This window comes from uncultured Cedecea sp. (genome assembly GCF_947498825.1).
Lineage (GTDB): Bacteria > Pseudomonadota > Gammaproteobacteria > Enterobacterales > Enterobacteriaceae > JGM124.
In genome coordinates, this window is the sequence record NZ_CANMLV010000013.1 from 83,981 (window position 1) to 98,357 (window position 14,377).

Genomic DNA, 14,377 nt, shown 5'->3' on the forward strand with positions numbered 1-14,377 from the left:
AGCTGGGTTTTACGAATAAGGGGAGAAAATAATTATTTTCTCCCCTTATGTTATCAGTGACCCGTCCTGACGGGAGTAGGAGCTTTGTTTGCCGGTGGTTACTATTATATGGCAGGCAGGATGCGTTCTGATCCGGCAGAGAACACTCTTCTTTCTGGTCCTTCTGTACCTGTAATGGTTAACACCACATCAAGGGGAGTCGATATTTCATCATCGACCACGCCGGGCAGTATTCTAACGGATATATGAGTTTACCTCTTACAACAGAAACCTCATCCTCTCCTTACTCTTATTATAAGGATCGCCAAGATAGTAAGGTCACACTAAATAATGATTCGCTTTCGACATCTGTAACGACAACGCAAAAAATTGTAACAACGATAGAAAATCCCGTTATAACCACAATGAAACCCGTCATGGTACCTACATATAGCTTAAATTCTGTATATATGACAGCAAAACTAACGACAACTGCATTTAATTATTATAGAGCGGATACAGAAATAACAGATAGCAGTTATGATCGTGGTCGTAATATTTATTTCGAAAAGATTAAAAGCAAAAATGGCTATCCATTTGGTGAGAAGTTCTACAACCAGATAACCACTTTCTGCTTAAGCAAGATGAGATCTCTTATTGAAGACGCTTTCATAAAAGATAGCCTGGAAGCACAGCGTCAGGCACTTGGAACAGTGATAGATGAAATAAAAGATATTGAAAGGACATTAGCCTTACAGGCAGAATCATTTTCTAATAAAAAGCCTTCATCAGAATATAATCTGTATGAGAAAATGACATTGGAAGACTATTTTTATAGCAAACGCCTAATGAAAAGTAAATTATCAGCGTGTCATTTGGCCGCTGAATATATTATGAATAAAAAAGCATTCTGTTTTTTTGTTATTGAAGCGAATGCAGATGACAATGAATATAAAAATGAAATAATTGAACAGCGAGAAAACAATATCTTCGATTTTTTTTCCGAAGAATAATTGTTAATACTTCTGATATACCCAAAATAATTCGGGTTGCTTGTAGGCGCACCTCACGCACGCAACACCCAAGCAACTTGAAGTATGACGAGTATAGGAAGCTGTGACAATGGACAATTCCAACCACGTAATTGTTTAAATCTATCTGGTGAAATCATAGAGCTCTCCTCTCTCAGGGGGAGAGCTCACTCAAAATGATGCTCATTGATTACCTGCTGTTCATATACACAGTCAGATAGCTTCATGGGGTGATACAATAGCCTGATGTCAACAGCATCGTGCGTCTGGCGGAAGTGTAATCCTGAGCGAGCTGATGCATCGGTCATCATATCTCCTTCGACATGCCTGTAGGTATAAAGCGAAGGATCCTATTGGAGCTAATCGTGTCTGCAAATAAAAAAATCCATGTCTCTGCTGCCGTTATTACTGATTCAGACGGTCGAATGTTATTGGTAAGAAAACGTAATACCCCCTTTTTTATGCAGCCAGGCGGCAAGCCAGATGCGGGCGAAACGCCTGAACAGGCTCTTATTCGGGAACTCAACGAAGAGTTACAGTTAGAGATTACCCCCGAACAGCTACATCCATTAGGACAGTTCATCGATGTTGCTGCAAATGAAGCTAACCATACCGTGATTGCTGACATGTTCAGAATCAAAACCCTTAACAGCGATATAGTACCTGCCGCTGAAATTGAAGAGATTCTGTGGCTTTCCCTTGAGGATAGCGCGCTTCACGAACTGGCCCCTTTGACGCTTAACAAAGTGATCCCGCTACTGGGTGATATGGCCTGAGTACCTGGGTTATCATCCCAAAAATGGATTGCGCGATGAAATCATACCCCCTAAATGAAGAGATTCATGCTAAAGGGTATCTTGCCAGCGACGGTTGGACTATCCTTAGCACAGGATTCGGTAGTTGATTAGACATTAGTTAAAGGGGTAGATAAGATGGCGACAGGTAAGTCCTGGTCTCGCTGGTTTGCGCCGCTGGCGGCGTTATTGATGGTGGTAAGCCTGAGTGGTTGCTTTGATAAAGAAGGTGACCAACGTAAGGCATTTATCGATTTTCTGCAAAATACTGCGATGCGTAGTGGCGATCGTTTACCTACGCTGACCTCCGATCAGAAAAAACAGTTTGGTCCTCTGGTTTCCGACTACGCGATTCTGTATGGCTTTTCACAACAGATGAGCCAGGCAATGGATCAAGGTATTAAGCCGGTACTGGATACTGTCAATGGCATCCGCGTTCCTCAAGACTACCTGACCCAGCGTAATACGCTACGTCAGGAAAACGGTGCGCTCAATGTGTTAGGTCAGCAGGTACAAAATGCCAAGATGCAGGCTGATAGCGCGGTTTCTACTTTGAAACAACATGAAGAGCTGAAAGTTGTTTACGATAAAGTCTTTGAGAAGGTCGTTACTAACCCGGCGAATGCAATTGTGCCATTGATTCCGGCGGCACAAAATCTCACTCAGCAACTCATGCAGGTTGGCGATTACATTGCTGAACAGGAAGGTCAGGTGAGCTTTACTGCCGGTGGTATACAGTTCCCGACATCACGTCAAGCGAGCCAGTATAATACGTTGATTGCTCCGCTTGCCGGTCAGCATCAGGTATTTATGCAGGCATATGCCGCCACGCAGAATGCAATGCAGTAAGCTGACGAGTATATAAGTAAAAAAGGCTACCCAACATGGGTGGCCTTTTTTATTTTCTCAATCGGTTACTTTAAAATTTCAGGATTGACGCAGTTTACTTCGACTTTACCTGTGAGTGCCGCAATCAAGTTATCAACGGCACATTCGTCCATTCCGGAACGTGTTTCATGTGTGGCAGAACCCACATGCGGCAGTGCAACCACGTTTGGCATCTTAAGCAGTGGCGAGTCTACAGGCAGGGGCTCTTGCTCGAAAACATCCAGCCCGGCGGCATGAATTTTACCTTCTTGTAATGCCGCGATCAGCGCTTGCTCATCAACCACTGGGCCGCGGCCGACATTGATTAGTACGGCTGAAGATTTCATTTTTGAGAGTTGTTCAGCGCCAATAAGATGATGTGTTTCTGCGCTCATAGGCAGCAGAATACAGACAAAATCGGCGGTCGATAACAAGGTATCGAGATCGCAATACTGAGCGTCAAAACGTTCCTCTGCTTCTTTATGATGACGACGTGCGTTATAGAGAATCGGCATACTGAAACCAAAGTGAGCGCGCTGTGCCAACGCTAGCCCGATACGCCCCATACCGATGATACCGAGCGTCTTATGGTGTACATCGATACTGTACCAGTCAGACTTAATGCTGCTTTGCCATTCGCCTGCTTTAACGCGTTCAGCCAGTTCTACGACTCGGCGAGCACTGGAAAGAATCAGAGCCATTGCCGTATCAGCCACGGTTTCAGTGAGTACTGTCGGGGTGTGCATCAGTACAACATTACGGGCATTCAGGGCATCGACATTGTAATTATCATAGCCAACGGAAATGGTGGAGGCTGCACGTAGTTTGGGTGTGTTTGCCAGGAAAGCTTCATCAACTTTACCACCAGAGCCCACTATTCCTTCAGCACTGGCAAAAATCTGTGGGTTAGCCGCGACAGTTTCAGGGCTGATATCATCAAGCTGATTGACGGCGAAGTGACTTTCAAGACGTTTAACGAGGTTATCAGGTAATTTTTTGTAGAGGATAATCGACGGCTTCATTAGGGTCTCCGTGCATCATTGTTGTAAATCGGCCGCAGGCTGACCGAATGCGTCTTAACATCATAGTATGAATCTTTGGTTGAATGGAATCGGTGCCAGAATAGGGGCATAGTTTCCGGATATTAAACAAAATATTCGATTGCCCACTGTTCAGACAGGGCTATACCGGTAAGCGTGCGGTCTGGATAATCGTACTGCCTGAACGCGCAGCGGCGATACAGGCGTTGCTCTCGTTAACGCTTAGCTGGTAATGAGGCTGGATTTCCCTGATGCGGCCGTCATCCAAAAAGCGGAAGGGGAATATAAATGATGATGACGACAATTTACGCCGGCTCAGGTTATGGATAAATGCACTGCGGGTGGTTTCACTGTTTCTGAGAGGAACAGCAGATGCGGGCAGGAGGTGTTGCGGTAAACCATCCTCCCCCCGCTTAGCGAGGGAAGAATAGAGAGGCTAGCGCACTTCGCCGTTGATGTCCTGGTCGACAGCAAAACAGGCGACCAGTTGGCCGTTTCCGTAATCTTTGAGTTTTGGCTGTAACTGAGTACAGGTGCCAAAACGACGACGGCAGCGAGCATTAAACGCACAGCCCGGTGGCGGATTCAGCGGGCTGGGTAACTCGCCAGTCAGTTTAATACGTTCTCTGCGGTCATCCGGGTTAAGACGCGGTGTGGCAGAGAGCAGCGCCTGGGTATAAGGATGCTGGGGGTTAGAGAAAATCTGCTCTTTTGTCCCCTTTTCCACACAACGGCCGAGATACATCACCATTACTTCATCAGCAATGTGCTCTACCACCGACAAGTCGTGGGAGATAAAGACGTAAGAGAGCCCTAACTCCTGCTGTAAATCCATCATCAGGTTCAGAACCTGAGCGCGAACAGAAACATCGAGAGCAGAAACCGGTTCATCAGCAATCACCACATCCGGATCGAGCATCAGGCCGCGTGCGATCGCGATACGCTGGCGCTGACCACCGGAGAACATATGCGGATAACGATCGTAATGTTCGGTTTTCAGTCCCACTTTTGCCATCATTTCCAGCGCTTTTTCACGACGCTCAGATTTGCTCAGTGAGGTATTGATCGTTAAGGGTTCTTCAAGAATTTGCCCGACTTTCTTACGCGGATTTAAAGAACCGTACGGGTTCTGGAACACTATCTGAATTTTCTGGCGACGCAGTTTCTGGGCTGAAGCATCATGCTTCAGCAGATCCTGCCCCTGGTAATAGAGTTCACCGCCGGTGGGCACTTCAATCATGGTCAGCAGACGGCCGAGAGTGGACTTACCACAACCCGACTCACCCACTACAGCCAGGGTTTTGCCGCGTTCAAGCGTAAAGGTGACGCCATCAAGCGCTTTTACCAGTCGCTCAGGGGCGAACATCCCCTTTTTCACGGCATAGTGTTTTTTCAGATCGATAGCCTGCAACAAGGGTTGCGCGGCGGCCTGTTGAGTACTCATAGCGTTGGCCTCCCGGCATCATCGAGGGGGTAGTGGCATTTAGACTGACGACCGTTATCGACCAAAGTGAGTTCTGGTTCTTCAGTGCGGCATTTATCGGTGGCATAGGGACAGCGTGGGTTTAACAGACAGCCGTTCGGGCGGTCATATTTCCCCGGAACCACACCGGGCAGTGACGCCAGACGCGCTTTATCCTGAGCGAACTCAGGCAAGGCGCGTAACAGTGCCTGGGTATAAGGGTGGCGTGGTGAATGGAAAATGTCCTTTGAGGATCCCGTCTCCACTACCTGTCCGGCATACATCACGATAATTTTATGGGCCGCTTCAGCAACCAGTGCCAGATCGTGAGTGATCAGGATCAGCGCCATATTCTCTTTTTGTTGCAGCTCGATCAGCAATTCGATGATCTGCGCCTGAATGGTAACATCCAGAGCCGTTGTCGGTTCATCGGCTATCAGCAGTTTAGGGCGACAGGCAATCGCCATCGCTATCATCACACGCTGGCTCATACCGCCTGAAAGCTGGTGCGGATAAACATCCAGACGTGAGGCAGGATCGGGAATACCCACCAGTGTCAGAAGATCTATTGCACGTTGCACACGGGTTTTTTTATTGCCACCCTGGTGCACCTTGATGGCTTCCATAATCTGGAAACCCACGGTATAGCAGGGATTCAAGCTGGTCATCGGGTCCTGGAAGATCATTGCGACATCAGCGCCGACCAAGTTGCGACGCTCTTTTTCTGAGATGCGCTGCAAATCCTGCCCATTAAAATGCAAGTTTTCGGCACTGACTCTGCCTGGAAAATCAATCAGCCCCATAATTGCCAATGAGCTGACAGATTTACCGGAACCGGACTCACCGACAATCCCGACGACTTCGCCCTGTTCTACGCTATAGCTCACACGATCTACGGCACGAAAGGGAGCATTTTTATCACCAAAATGCACCGATAATTTATCTATATTTAATAACGCCATCTCGTGCCTCTTTACTGCTTGAGTTTAGGATCGAGCGCATCACGTAAGCCGTCACCCATCAGGTTAAATGCCAGCACCGTCAGTAAGATTGCCAGACCAGGGAAGGTCACAACCCACCAGGCGCTTTGCGCGAACTGCAACACATCGGCGAGCATCGTGCCCCATTCCGGTGTTGGTGGTTGCGCACCCATGCCAAGGAAGCCAAGAGCAGCCATATCGAGAATGGCGTTAGAAAAGCCCAGCGATGCCTGAACAATCAGCGGCGCCAGGGTATTAGGGAAAATATTGATAAACATCTGGCGCAGCGGGCCTGCACCGGCAACACGCGAAGCGGTCACGTAGTCACGGCTGACTTCTACCAGTACCGCAGCACGGGTCAGACGAACATAGTGGGGCAGTGCAACAAAGGTTAAGGCCAGCGCGGCATTGGTAATCGAAGGGCCAAAGATAGCCACCAGAACCAGTGCCAGCAGCAGGCTTGGCAGGGCCAGCATGATATCGACAACACGCATAATGAGGTTGTCAACGATACCGCCGAAGTAACCCGCCACCAGGCCGAGAACAATACCCATTGCCAGCGACAGTACCACCACCAGACAGCCGACCAGCAGTGACAGGCGGGCACCGTACATCAGGCGTGAAAGAATATCGCGACCGACATCATCGGTTCCGAGAATAAACTCCCAGCTCCCGCCTTCCATCCAGACAGGCGGACGTAACAGTGAATCACGGAACTGTTCTGCCGGAAGATGCGGAGCCAGAAAGTTAGCGAAGACTGCGATAAAGACCATCAGACTGATATATACCAGACCGATGACAGCCCCTTTATTACGGGAAAAGTAGTGCCAGAATTCCTGTAAAGGTGTCATTGGCTTAGGAGCCACAAGAACCTTATTTTCAGTTGATTGTGTCATGATTACCCTTATTTCTTATGGCGTATACGCGGGTTCACCACGCCGTATAACAAATCAACCAGTAAGTTGACCAAAATAATCATGGTCGCTACCAGTAAGACTCCGCCCTGTACTACCGGATAATCACGGCGCTGTAGAGCTTCTATCAGCCAGCGTCCAAGACCCGGCCAGGAGAAGATGGTTTCCGTCAGAATCGCACCACCCAGCATGGTACCGACCTGCAGACCGATAACGGTAACGACAGGTAACATGGCATTACGCAAGGCATGAACGACAATCACGCGTAAACGGGTTAAACCTTTGGCACGTGCGGTACGAATATAATCTTCGCTCAGAACCTCAAGCATTGAAGAACGGGTCATACGGACGATAACCGCCAGTGGGATCGTCCCCAGCACGATGGCAGGTAAAATAATATGCTCAAGGGCATCGATAAAGTCACCGGACTCACCCCAAATAGCTGTGTCCAGTAACATAAAACCGGTTAGCGGGTTAGAGTCATCAAGGAAAATTATGTCACTGACTCGGCCAGATACCGGCGTCAGGTTTAACTGCACGGAAACCAGCATAATCAGCATCATACCCCACCAGAAGATAGGCATGGAGTAGCCGGTGAGTGCGATACTGACCGCAGTATGATCGAAAATGGACCCGCGCTTAACCGCAGCCAGTACGCCCACTGGGACACCGACAGCGACAGCAAAAATCATGGCACAGACGCCAAGTTCCATGGTGGCCTGTAATCGCGGCACAAACTCATCCCAGACCGGGATGCGGCTTTTTAACGAAATGCCTAAGTCACCATGCATTACACCCCAAATATAATGGATGTATTGCTTCCACATGGGCTGATCAAGGCCAAGCTCCGCCAGTAACTGGGCGTGACGCTCAGGAGAAAGACCGCGCTCTCCGGCCATTATCATCACCGGGTCACCGGGGATCATATGAACGAAAGCGAAAGTCAGTAAGGTAATACCTATAAACGTGGGAATAACTAATCCCAGTTTTCGGAGGATGAACTGCAGCATATCCCGGATTCTCTTTAGTGACAGGCCATTGAAAATATTGCCTGTCTGCATTACTCAAAAATTGATTACCCCCTTCCCACAGAGAAGGGGGTATATATACCCGGTATCCTTCAAGTTGCTTGAGTGTTGTTGCAGTGAGGACTGCGGGCTACAAGCAACTCGATTTATTCAGGGCATAGCAGGTTATTTTTATTTTTCGATTGAGACGTTATCAAAGTGGTGTTTGCCCAATGGATCAACCACATACCCTTTTACTTCTTTACGAACTGGCTCATAGACAGTTGAGTGAGCGATGATCAAGGCTGGTGCTTGTTCATTCATCACGACCTGAGCCTGTTTGTACAGCTCAACACGTTTCTCGTGGTTATCCGTGGAACGTGCAGGAAGAATGATTTCTTCAAATGGCTGGTAGCACCAGCGAGAGTAGTTAGAACCTTGTTGTGCCGCAGCGCAGCTAAACAGCGTACCGAAGAAGTTATCCGGATCCCCATTATCGCCGGTCCAGCCCATCATAACCGCATCGTGCTCACCTGCTTTAGCGCGTTTGAGGTACTCACCCCACTCATAGGTGACGATATTGGCTTTAACACCCACTTTCGCCCAGTCAGCCTGAATCATCTCAGCCATACGACGGGCATTTGGGTTGTACGGACGCTGAACAGGCATTGCCCACAGATCAACGGTGAAACCATCAGCCAGACCTGCTTCTTTCAGCAGTGCTTTCGCTTTTTCTGGATCGTAGTTGTAGTCTTTCACATCATCGTTATAGCCCCACATGGTTGGTGGGATCAGGTTTTTAGCCGATGTACCGGCACCCTGATATACCGCATTGATGATGGCGTCTTTATTCACCGCATAAGACAGTGCCTGACGTACTTTTACGTTATCAAACGGTTTTTTCTCGGTATTAAACGAGACATAACCCACGTTCAGGCCCGCCTGCTCTTTCAGGTCGACATTCTTATCTTCTTTCAGACGCGCGATATCGGCTGGGTTTGGATAAGGCATAACCTGGCATTCGTTTTTCTGCAGTTTTGCATAACGCACAGAGGCATCTGGGGTAATCGAGAAGACCAGACGGTCAATCTGTGGTTTGGTGCCCCAGTAACCCGGGAAAGCTTTGTACAGAATACGGGAGTCTTTCTGGTATTGCTGTAACTGGAATGGACCGGTACCGATTGGGTTCAGGTCAATTTTCTCAGGGGTACCCGCTTTCATCATGTTATCGGCATATTCTTTAGAAAGAATAGAGGCAAAGTCCATGGCGAGGTCAGCAAGGAAAGGTGCTTCTGGACGAGCGAGAACGAATTGAACGGTATTATCGTCAACCTTTTTCACTTCAGTGATAAGGTTCGGTAAGTCCATACCGATGAAGTATTCGTAGCTGCCACCAGAAACTTTATGGTACGGGTTTTCCGGGTTCTTCTGGCGATCAAATGAGAACACGACATCGTCTGCGTTCATATCGCGGGTGGGTTTAAAGTCTTTATTATCCTGCCATTTTACGCCCGGGCGCAGATGGAAAGTATAGGTTTTGCCATCTTCACTGATTTCCCATTTCTCAGCAAGGCCAGGAACGATTTCAGTGGTGCCGGTTTTAAACTCTACCAGACGGTTATAAATCGGTACTGAGCTGGCGTCATAAGTGGTGCCAGAGGTAAAGAGCTGAGGGTTAAAGCCTTCAGGAGAACCTTCTGAACAATAAACCAGAGTATTAGCTTGTACGCTTGCTGCAACGGTCAGAGCAACAAGGCTCAGGCCAAATTTCAGCATCCCTGACTTCTTCAAGGAGATAGGCATTATTTTGCTCCAATTGTGTGTGGTGTTGTATTGCTATTCACCGCTAACCATTGTTATTTATTTGTGGTCGATACGGTATACCCGAAGGCGATAAAGAGGCAGCTATTCCTATTGCGTGTAATACAGGAAAGCAGCGCAGACAGTTTGTGCATGGCCTCTATTGCCCTACAATCTGTCAATAGATGATACAAACGTCAATAAGGTGAGTGGGGATTTACCTTCTGGATGAGATTGTGCTGGCAAAGATTAAAAAAACTTTTCGCTGTGATTTACAGTGATGAACATTGTGCTATACGCTATTGGTGGTTTTTTATTTCAGTTTATTGCAATAGGTTAGTTAAAATAACTGTTTTCATCAGTAGTAAATTTTGTGTTAAATGACGAATTGTTGAACGATTAGATTTGTGATCTGCGTCGCTTCCAGTAATAAATGCTGTGGCGAGTCATAAACAGTGAAGTAAACGACCAAAGATAGCGATAACAAAATCCGATGATATATAGCGGCTGTGATGTGATAAACATGGTCAGCCATCGTATTTCAGGTTGCGCAAATGTTACCGGTAGAAATTTACCGAATCACATCTTCGGGCTATGTGATTCGGCTGTCTGAACCGGTGTCAGAATTTACTGGGTGGGGCTATTATCAGGAATATGGCACCAGTTATTATTCTGATTAATTCCCCCATCAGGTGAGGTATAGCCTAAACAACCGAGAATGGAGTCGTAAAGTTCAACATGACGGTGTGAGGCTTGTTTACTGGCCTGTTCCTGTAAATGTTCAAAGGCGAGTTTATTTTTCGGATTCTCAAGAAATTTGTCTGATGCCCAAACCATAAGCGGTACCCGGAACTGTTCAGGTGGCGCCATATGACGAGGCGTGCCGTGCAGATGCGTTGACTCGCTGATTGATTCGCCATGGTCGGAAGCATAGAAAACAATGGCCCGTTTATCACGCAGTTCGTCAAGTACGCTGCTGATCATGGTATCGATATAGAGTACGGAGTTATCGAAGGCGTTGATCAGCGACTCCTTTGAACAACCGTTATCAATACTGACGCATTCTGGCGTCCACTTCGCGAAGCTGCGCGGATAGCGCTGAACGTAGGAGAAGTGAGAGCCTTTGGTATGCAGAATAATCAGATGTTTACCCTCAGGATGTTGCTTCAGGGATTGACTGACCTCATCGATTAACAGCATGTCATCAACGGTTTTGCCGTGATTACGTGGATTCGCGGCAATTTCCTCGCGGAAGGCGAAACTATCTGGCATGGCATTTTTGTAAAACCAGACTTCACTTTGCATGGCGTAAATATTGGAGCTAAAGCCCAGCTGTTTCAGTACAGAAAAGACATTCTGTTCTTTTAGCGTACGCTGTGGGTTATCAGAAGTACCTCCTTCGCGTACAAACATACAACGCAGTGATAGCTTGGTCGCAGTATCACAAGACTCACCGCGGAAGGCGACCAGATTCTTTTCCTGGGATAGTTTAGGTGTGGTATCACGCTCGTAACCTAACATTCCCATATGATCCCAGCGCGTCGTTTCGCCGATAATAAAGACCACATAGGTGTCGTCAATATTCTCTGGCGCAACGTAACTGAATTTCTTCGCCGGATTTAACAGGGATTGGTTATCGCCAGACTCATCGGCTTTAGCCCAGGCATAAAGCCCCAAGGCTGATACCCAGTTCGACGGAAGATAAGAGTTAGCGACAACACCGCCGTAGCTGGCTGTATCAATGGTTGTACCATGTTCACTTTTGTCCTGTAATTCACTTAACAGGCGTAAAGGGCCCCAGACCAGCAGAACTGTACATAAAATAATGGCAATATTTTTGATGCGCTGGCCGGGCACAATAAGCTGCCTGATAAGCGTATTGTAGGAATTATTACGCCAGATCATATAAACCGGCAGCGCGCTAACCAGCACAATCCAGAGAATAAACTTATAGCCAACGACTTCTTTTGACAGGTCAATATCGGTCGTCATCACTGAAACTACGATGCCGTAACCAATCACGACATTCAGAAAAGTCATATAGTAGCTGGCAGCAACGGAAATAACGACGACGAGAGTGGCGAGAATTCGCCAGACAGTACGTCCAAAAAGAGACAGGATGCGTAACAGAAAGAAGGTCACGAGTACACAAGCCATGACCTCTGTCACTGCTGATAATTCTTTCCAGACAATCAATGTTTCAGCGCTGAATCGTTGATAAAAAACTGTGATATTTAGAAGTAATCCAACATACAGGGCGAGCAGGAAACACAATTTCTGATGACTAATTGATTTAATCTTATTCATTTAGGGCATTTGCAGACCAGAACGGGAAGTGTGGTTTCGACCATAGCGAATAGATAAAGTTCTTACTAGCTCCAGTAAATGCCGAAAACCCGGCAATACGTGAAAAAAAACATGTTTAGTCGCCAGTAAAAAGAGTCTGGTATTCGATATCAGTTTATTATTTATACCTATTTTATTCAGAGATAGCCTGGCCGGTCCTCAGTATAAAACCTGAGTAAATTTATTGTAAGGAATTGAAAGATGGAACGTTGTGGATGGGTAACAGCAGATCCCTTGTACCTTGCATATCATGATCTTGAATGGGGTATCGTCATTCGTGACAGGCAAAAATTATTTGAAATGATCTGCCTGGAAGGGCAGCAAGCGGGGCTTTCCTGGATAACTATCCTTAAAAAGCGCGAGAACTACCGCCAATGTTTTCACCAATTCTCCCCTGAGTTGGTCGCTCAAATGACTTCTGATGATATCGATAATCTGTTGCAGAATGCCGGCATTATTCGGCATCGCGGTAAAATTGAAGCCATTATTAATAATGCCAAAGCGTTACTGGTTATGGAGGAAAACGGCGAAGATTTCCCGACACTCGTCTGGTCATTTGTGAATAATGTGCCTGTGGTGACGCATCCCGTACATTCCTCTGAGATACCTGCGAAAACGGAAGCTTCTGAGGCCTTGTCCCGTGCGCTAAAGTTAAGGGGGTTTAAGTTCGTAGGTGCGACCATCTGCTATGCTTTTATGCAGGCTTGTGGACTGGTTAACGATCATGTTATTGGATGTTTTTGCCATCAGGATAAACCAGAATGATCCTTCCCTTTAAGCCACATCAGCTGGATGCTCTGATGAGCCTGTGGCTGGACAGTACTATCAGCGGGCATCCGTTTATTGACCCAGGTTATTGGCATGACAGTTGTTCAGTCGTCCGTGATGTCTATATTCCCCATTCAGAAACGTGGGTATATATGCAAGAGGATAAGCTGATTGGGTTTATCAGCATCATTGAGCAGCAATTTATTGGCGCGCTTTTTGTTGACTCCTCTTATACAGGAAACGGCATCGGAGGCCAGTTGTTGAAACATGCTCAGTCTCGCTATTCCGCTTTAAGTCTTGAGGTTTATCAGAAAAATCAACAGGCTGTTCATTTCTATCATCATCTGGGGTTTCGTATAGAAGAGGCGGCCTGGCAGAGTGAAACTCAGCATCCGACTTGGATTATGTGCTGGAAGAAAAACGAAAAATAACCCTTATCTTTTTCTGATGGCGATTTATCAGAATACTTCCCTGAATTATTTTTTGATTTTTTTTCATAATGAAACCCTGGTACAGTTCAAGCAGGACCATAGGGAAAAATAAAATGAAAAAACGCGTTATAACAATTGCTGCTATCGTTTGCGCCACATTAGCGATTTCGGGTTGTACCACCAATCCTTATAGTGGTGAAAAGGAAGTAGGTAATTCAGCCATTGGAGCAGGGATCGGAACACTGGTTGGCGCTGGTGTAGGTGTGCTTTCCTCATCGAAAAAAGACCGTGGTAAAGGTGCGCTGATTGGTGCGGCGAGCGGTGCTGCACTGGGTGGCGGCATTGGCTATTACATGGATGTACAAGAAGCAAAATTACGTGAAAAAATGCGTGGTACCGGGGTGAGTGTTACCCGTAATGGTGACAATATTGTCCTTAACATGCCGAACAACGTGACCTTTGACAGTAGCAGTGCCACGCTGAAACCTGCGGGCGCTAACACGCTGACCGGGGTAGCGATGGTTCTGAAAGAGTATCCAAAAACGGCGGTCAATGTTGCAGGTTATACAGACAGCACCGGCGGCGCTGAACTAAACCAGAAATTATCACAACAGCGTGCTGATAGTGTAGCAAGCTCGCTGATTGTCCAGGGCGTAGCCGCTAACCGCCTCCGTACCATTGGTATGGGGCCAGCCAATCCTGTTGCGAGTAACAGTACAACAGAAGGAAAGGCACAAAATCGCCGGGTAGAAATTACGTTAAGTCCGCTTAGTTAAGTGTCTTACTTGCCTCGGTGACATGCCGGGGCAATCACTCTCTTTTGTATTAGCCTGTCAGGCTGCTTTTCTTTTTGTTGTTACCCGCCGGGAATTCTCTTGGCTGACGGTGCTCATCGAAACAATATCTCCTTATTGTTAGCCAAGGATAAAATGTTAACGCATTGCTGTATACTCCAGTG

At 47.1% G+C, this 14,377-nt stretch carries 13 protein-coding genes; 6 read left to right on the forward strand and 7 right to left on the reverse strand.

Going from position 1 to position 14,377, the window contains the following annotated elements:
• The first annotated feature begins 245 nt into the window (after positions 1-245).
• From Q1A40_RS14425 to Q1A40_RS14435, 3 genes are all read left to right on the forward strand, one after another.
• Positions 246-992, forward strand: coding sequence for a hypothetical protein (locus Q1A40_RS14425; protein WP_300001223.1), 747 nt, complete (start codon positions 246-248; stop codon positions 990-992).
• Positions 993-1,375: 383 nt separating this feature from the next.
• On the forward strand, positions 1,376-1,786 hold the full coding sequence (locus Q1A40_RS14430; RefSeq protein WP_300001225.1) for an NUDIX domain-containing protein: 411 nt from the start codon (positions 1,376-1,378) through the stop codon (positions 1,784-1,786).
• Positions 1,787-1,942: 156 nt separating this feature from the next.
• Positions 1,943-2,653 (forward strand): DUF3053 domain-containing protein, encoded by a 711-nt coding sequence (locus Q1A40_RS14435; protein WP_300001227.1) that lies wholly within the window; start codon positions 1,943-1,945, stop codon positions 2,651-2,653.
• 65 nt (positions 2,654-2,718) lie between these two features.
• Here Q1A40_RS14435 and ghrB read toward each other — a convergent pair whose 3' ends face one another.
• The 7 genes from ghrB to eptB form a co-directional block, all read right to left on the reverse strand.
• The gene (gene ghrB / locus Q1A40_RS14440; protein ID WP_300001229.1) at positions 2,719-3,693 is read right to left on the reverse strand and encodes a glyoxylate/hydroxypyruvate reductase GhrB; all 975 of its coding nucleotides are present in this window, start codon (positions 3,691-3,693) and stop codon (positions 2,719-2,721) included.
• Between the two features lie 454 nt (positions 3,694-4,147).
• Entirely contained in the window at positions 4,148-5,155 is a 1,008-nt protein-coding gene (gene dppF, locus Q1A40_RS14445) for a dipeptide ABC transporter ATP-binding subunit DppF (RefSeq protein ID WP_300001231.1), read from the reverse strand.
• A complete protein-coding gene (dppD, locus tag Q1A40_RS14450; RefSeq protein WP_300001233.1) occupies positions 5,152-6,135 on the reverse strand; it encodes a dipeptide ABC transporter ATP-binding protein in 984 nt (327 codons plus the stop codon). Before dppD ends, dppF begins: the two co-directional genes overlap by 4 nt.
• Positions 6,136-6,146: 11 nt before the next feature.
• Positions 6,147-7,049: a dipeptide ABC transporter permease DppC gene (gene dppC, locus Q1A40_RS14455; RefSeq protein WP_300001235.1), complete on the reverse strand. Its 903-nt coding sequence runs from the start codon at positions 7,047-7,049 to the stop codon at positions 6,147-6,149.
• An 8-nt stretch (positions 7,050-7,057) separates the two neighbouring features.
• Positions 7,058-8,077 (reverse strand): dipeptide ABC transporter permease DppB, encoded by a 1,020-nt coding sequence (gene dppB, locus Q1A40_RS14460; RefSeq protein WP_300001237.1) that lies wholly within the window; start codon positions 8,075-8,077, stop codon positions 7,058-7,060.
• A 189-nt stretch (positions 8,078-8,266) separates the two neighbouring features.
• Positions 8,267-9,877 carry a dipeptide ABC transporter periplasmic-binding protein DppA gene (gene dppA, locus Q1A40_RS14465; RefSeq protein ID WP_300001238.1) on the reverse strand — a complete coding sequence of 537 codons (1,611 nt, stop codon included), beginning with the start codon at positions 9,875-9,877 and terminating at the stop codon, positions 8,267-8,269.
• Positions 9,878-10,501: 624 nt separating this feature from the next.
• Positions 10,502-12,181 (reverse strand): kdo(2)-lipid A phosphoethanolamine 7''-transferase, encoded by a 1,680-nt coding sequence (gene eptB / locus Q1A40_RS14470; protein WP_300001239.1) that lies wholly within the window; start codon positions 12,179-12,181, stop codon positions 10,502-10,504.
• A gap of 240 nt (positions 12,182-12,421) precedes the next feature.
• Here eptB and Q1A40_RS14475 point away from each other — a divergent pair, with 240 nt between their 5' ends.
• The 3 genes from Q1A40_RS14475 to Q1A40_RS14485 all read left to right on the forward strand — a co-directional run bounded on the left by Q1A40_RS14475 (position 12,422) and on the right by Q1A40_RS14485 (position 14,195).
• Positions 12,422-12,985 carry a DNA-3-methyladenine glycosylase I gene (locus tag Q1A40_RS14475; RefSeq protein ID WP_300001241.1) on the forward strand — a complete coding sequence of 188 codons (564 nt, stop codon included), beginning with the start codon at positions 12,422-12,424 and terminating at the stop codon, positions 12,983-12,985.
• Complete coding sequence (locus Q1A40_RS14480) at positions 12,982-13,419, forward strand: N-acetyltransferase (RefSeq protein WP_300001243.1); 438 nt, start codon at positions 12,982-12,984, stop codon at positions 13,417-13,419. Before Q1A40_RS14475 ends, Q1A40_RS14480 begins: the two co-directional genes overlap by 4 nt.
• 113 nt (positions 13,420-13,532) lie before the next feature.
• Positions 13,533-14,195 carry an OmpA family lipoprotein gene (locus tag Q1A40_RS14485; protein ID WP_300001245.1) on the forward strand — a complete coding sequence of 221 codons (663 nt, stop codon included), beginning with the start codon at positions 13,533-13,535 and terminating at the stop codon, positions 14,193-14,195.
• Positions 14,196-14,377 lie beyond the last annotated feature (182 nt).

Bases quoted from the DNA above. Each gene is read 5' to 3' on its own strand.
- dppD (WP_300001233.1), bottom strand. From the start codon at position 6,135: ATGGCGTTATTAAATATAGATAAATTATCGGTGCATTTTGGTGATAAA.
- Q1A40_RS14435 (WP_300001227.1), top strand. From the start codon at position 1,943: ATGGCGACAGGTAAGTCCTGGTCTCGCTGGTTTGCGCCGCTGGCGGCG.
- dppA (WP_300001238.1), bottom strand. From the start codon at position 9,877: ATGCCTATCTCCTTGAAGAAGTCAGGGATGCTGAAATTTGGCCTGAGC.
- Q1A40_RS14480 (WP_300001243.1), top strand. From the start codon at position 12,982: ATGATCCTTCCCTTTAAGCCACATCAGCTGGATGCTCTGATGAGCCTG.
- dppF (WP_300001231.1), bottom strand. From the start codon at position 5,155: ATGAGTACTCAACAGGCCGCCGCGCAACCCTTGTTGCAGGCTATCGAT.
- ghrB (WP_300001229.1), bottom strand. From the start codon at position 3,693: ATGAAGCCGTCGATTATCCTCTACAAAAAATTACCTGATAACCTCGTT.
- Q1A40_RS14475 (WP_300001241.1), top strand. From the start codon at position 12,422: ATGGAACGTTGTGGATGGGTAACAGCAGATCCCTTGTACCTTGCATAT.
- dppC (WP_300001235.1), bottom strand. From the start codon at position 7,049: ATGACACAATCAACTGAAAATAAGGTTCTTGTGGCTCCTAAGCCAATG.
- Q1A40_RS14425 (WP_300001223.1), top strand. From the start codon at position 246: ATGAGTTTACCTCTTACAACAGAAACCTCATCCTCTCCTTACTCTTAT.
- eptB (WP_300001239.1), bottom strand. From the start codon at position 12,181: ATGAATAAGATTAAATCAATTAGTCATCAGAAATTGTGTTTCCTGCTC.
- Q1A40_RS14485 (WP_300001245.1), top strand. From the start codon at position 13,533: ATGAAAAAACGCGTTATAACAATTGCTGCTATCGTTTGCGCCACATTA.
- dppB (WP_300001237.1), bottom strand. From the start codon at position 8,077: ATGCTGCAGTTCATCCTCCGAAAACTGGGATTAGTTATTCCCACGTTT.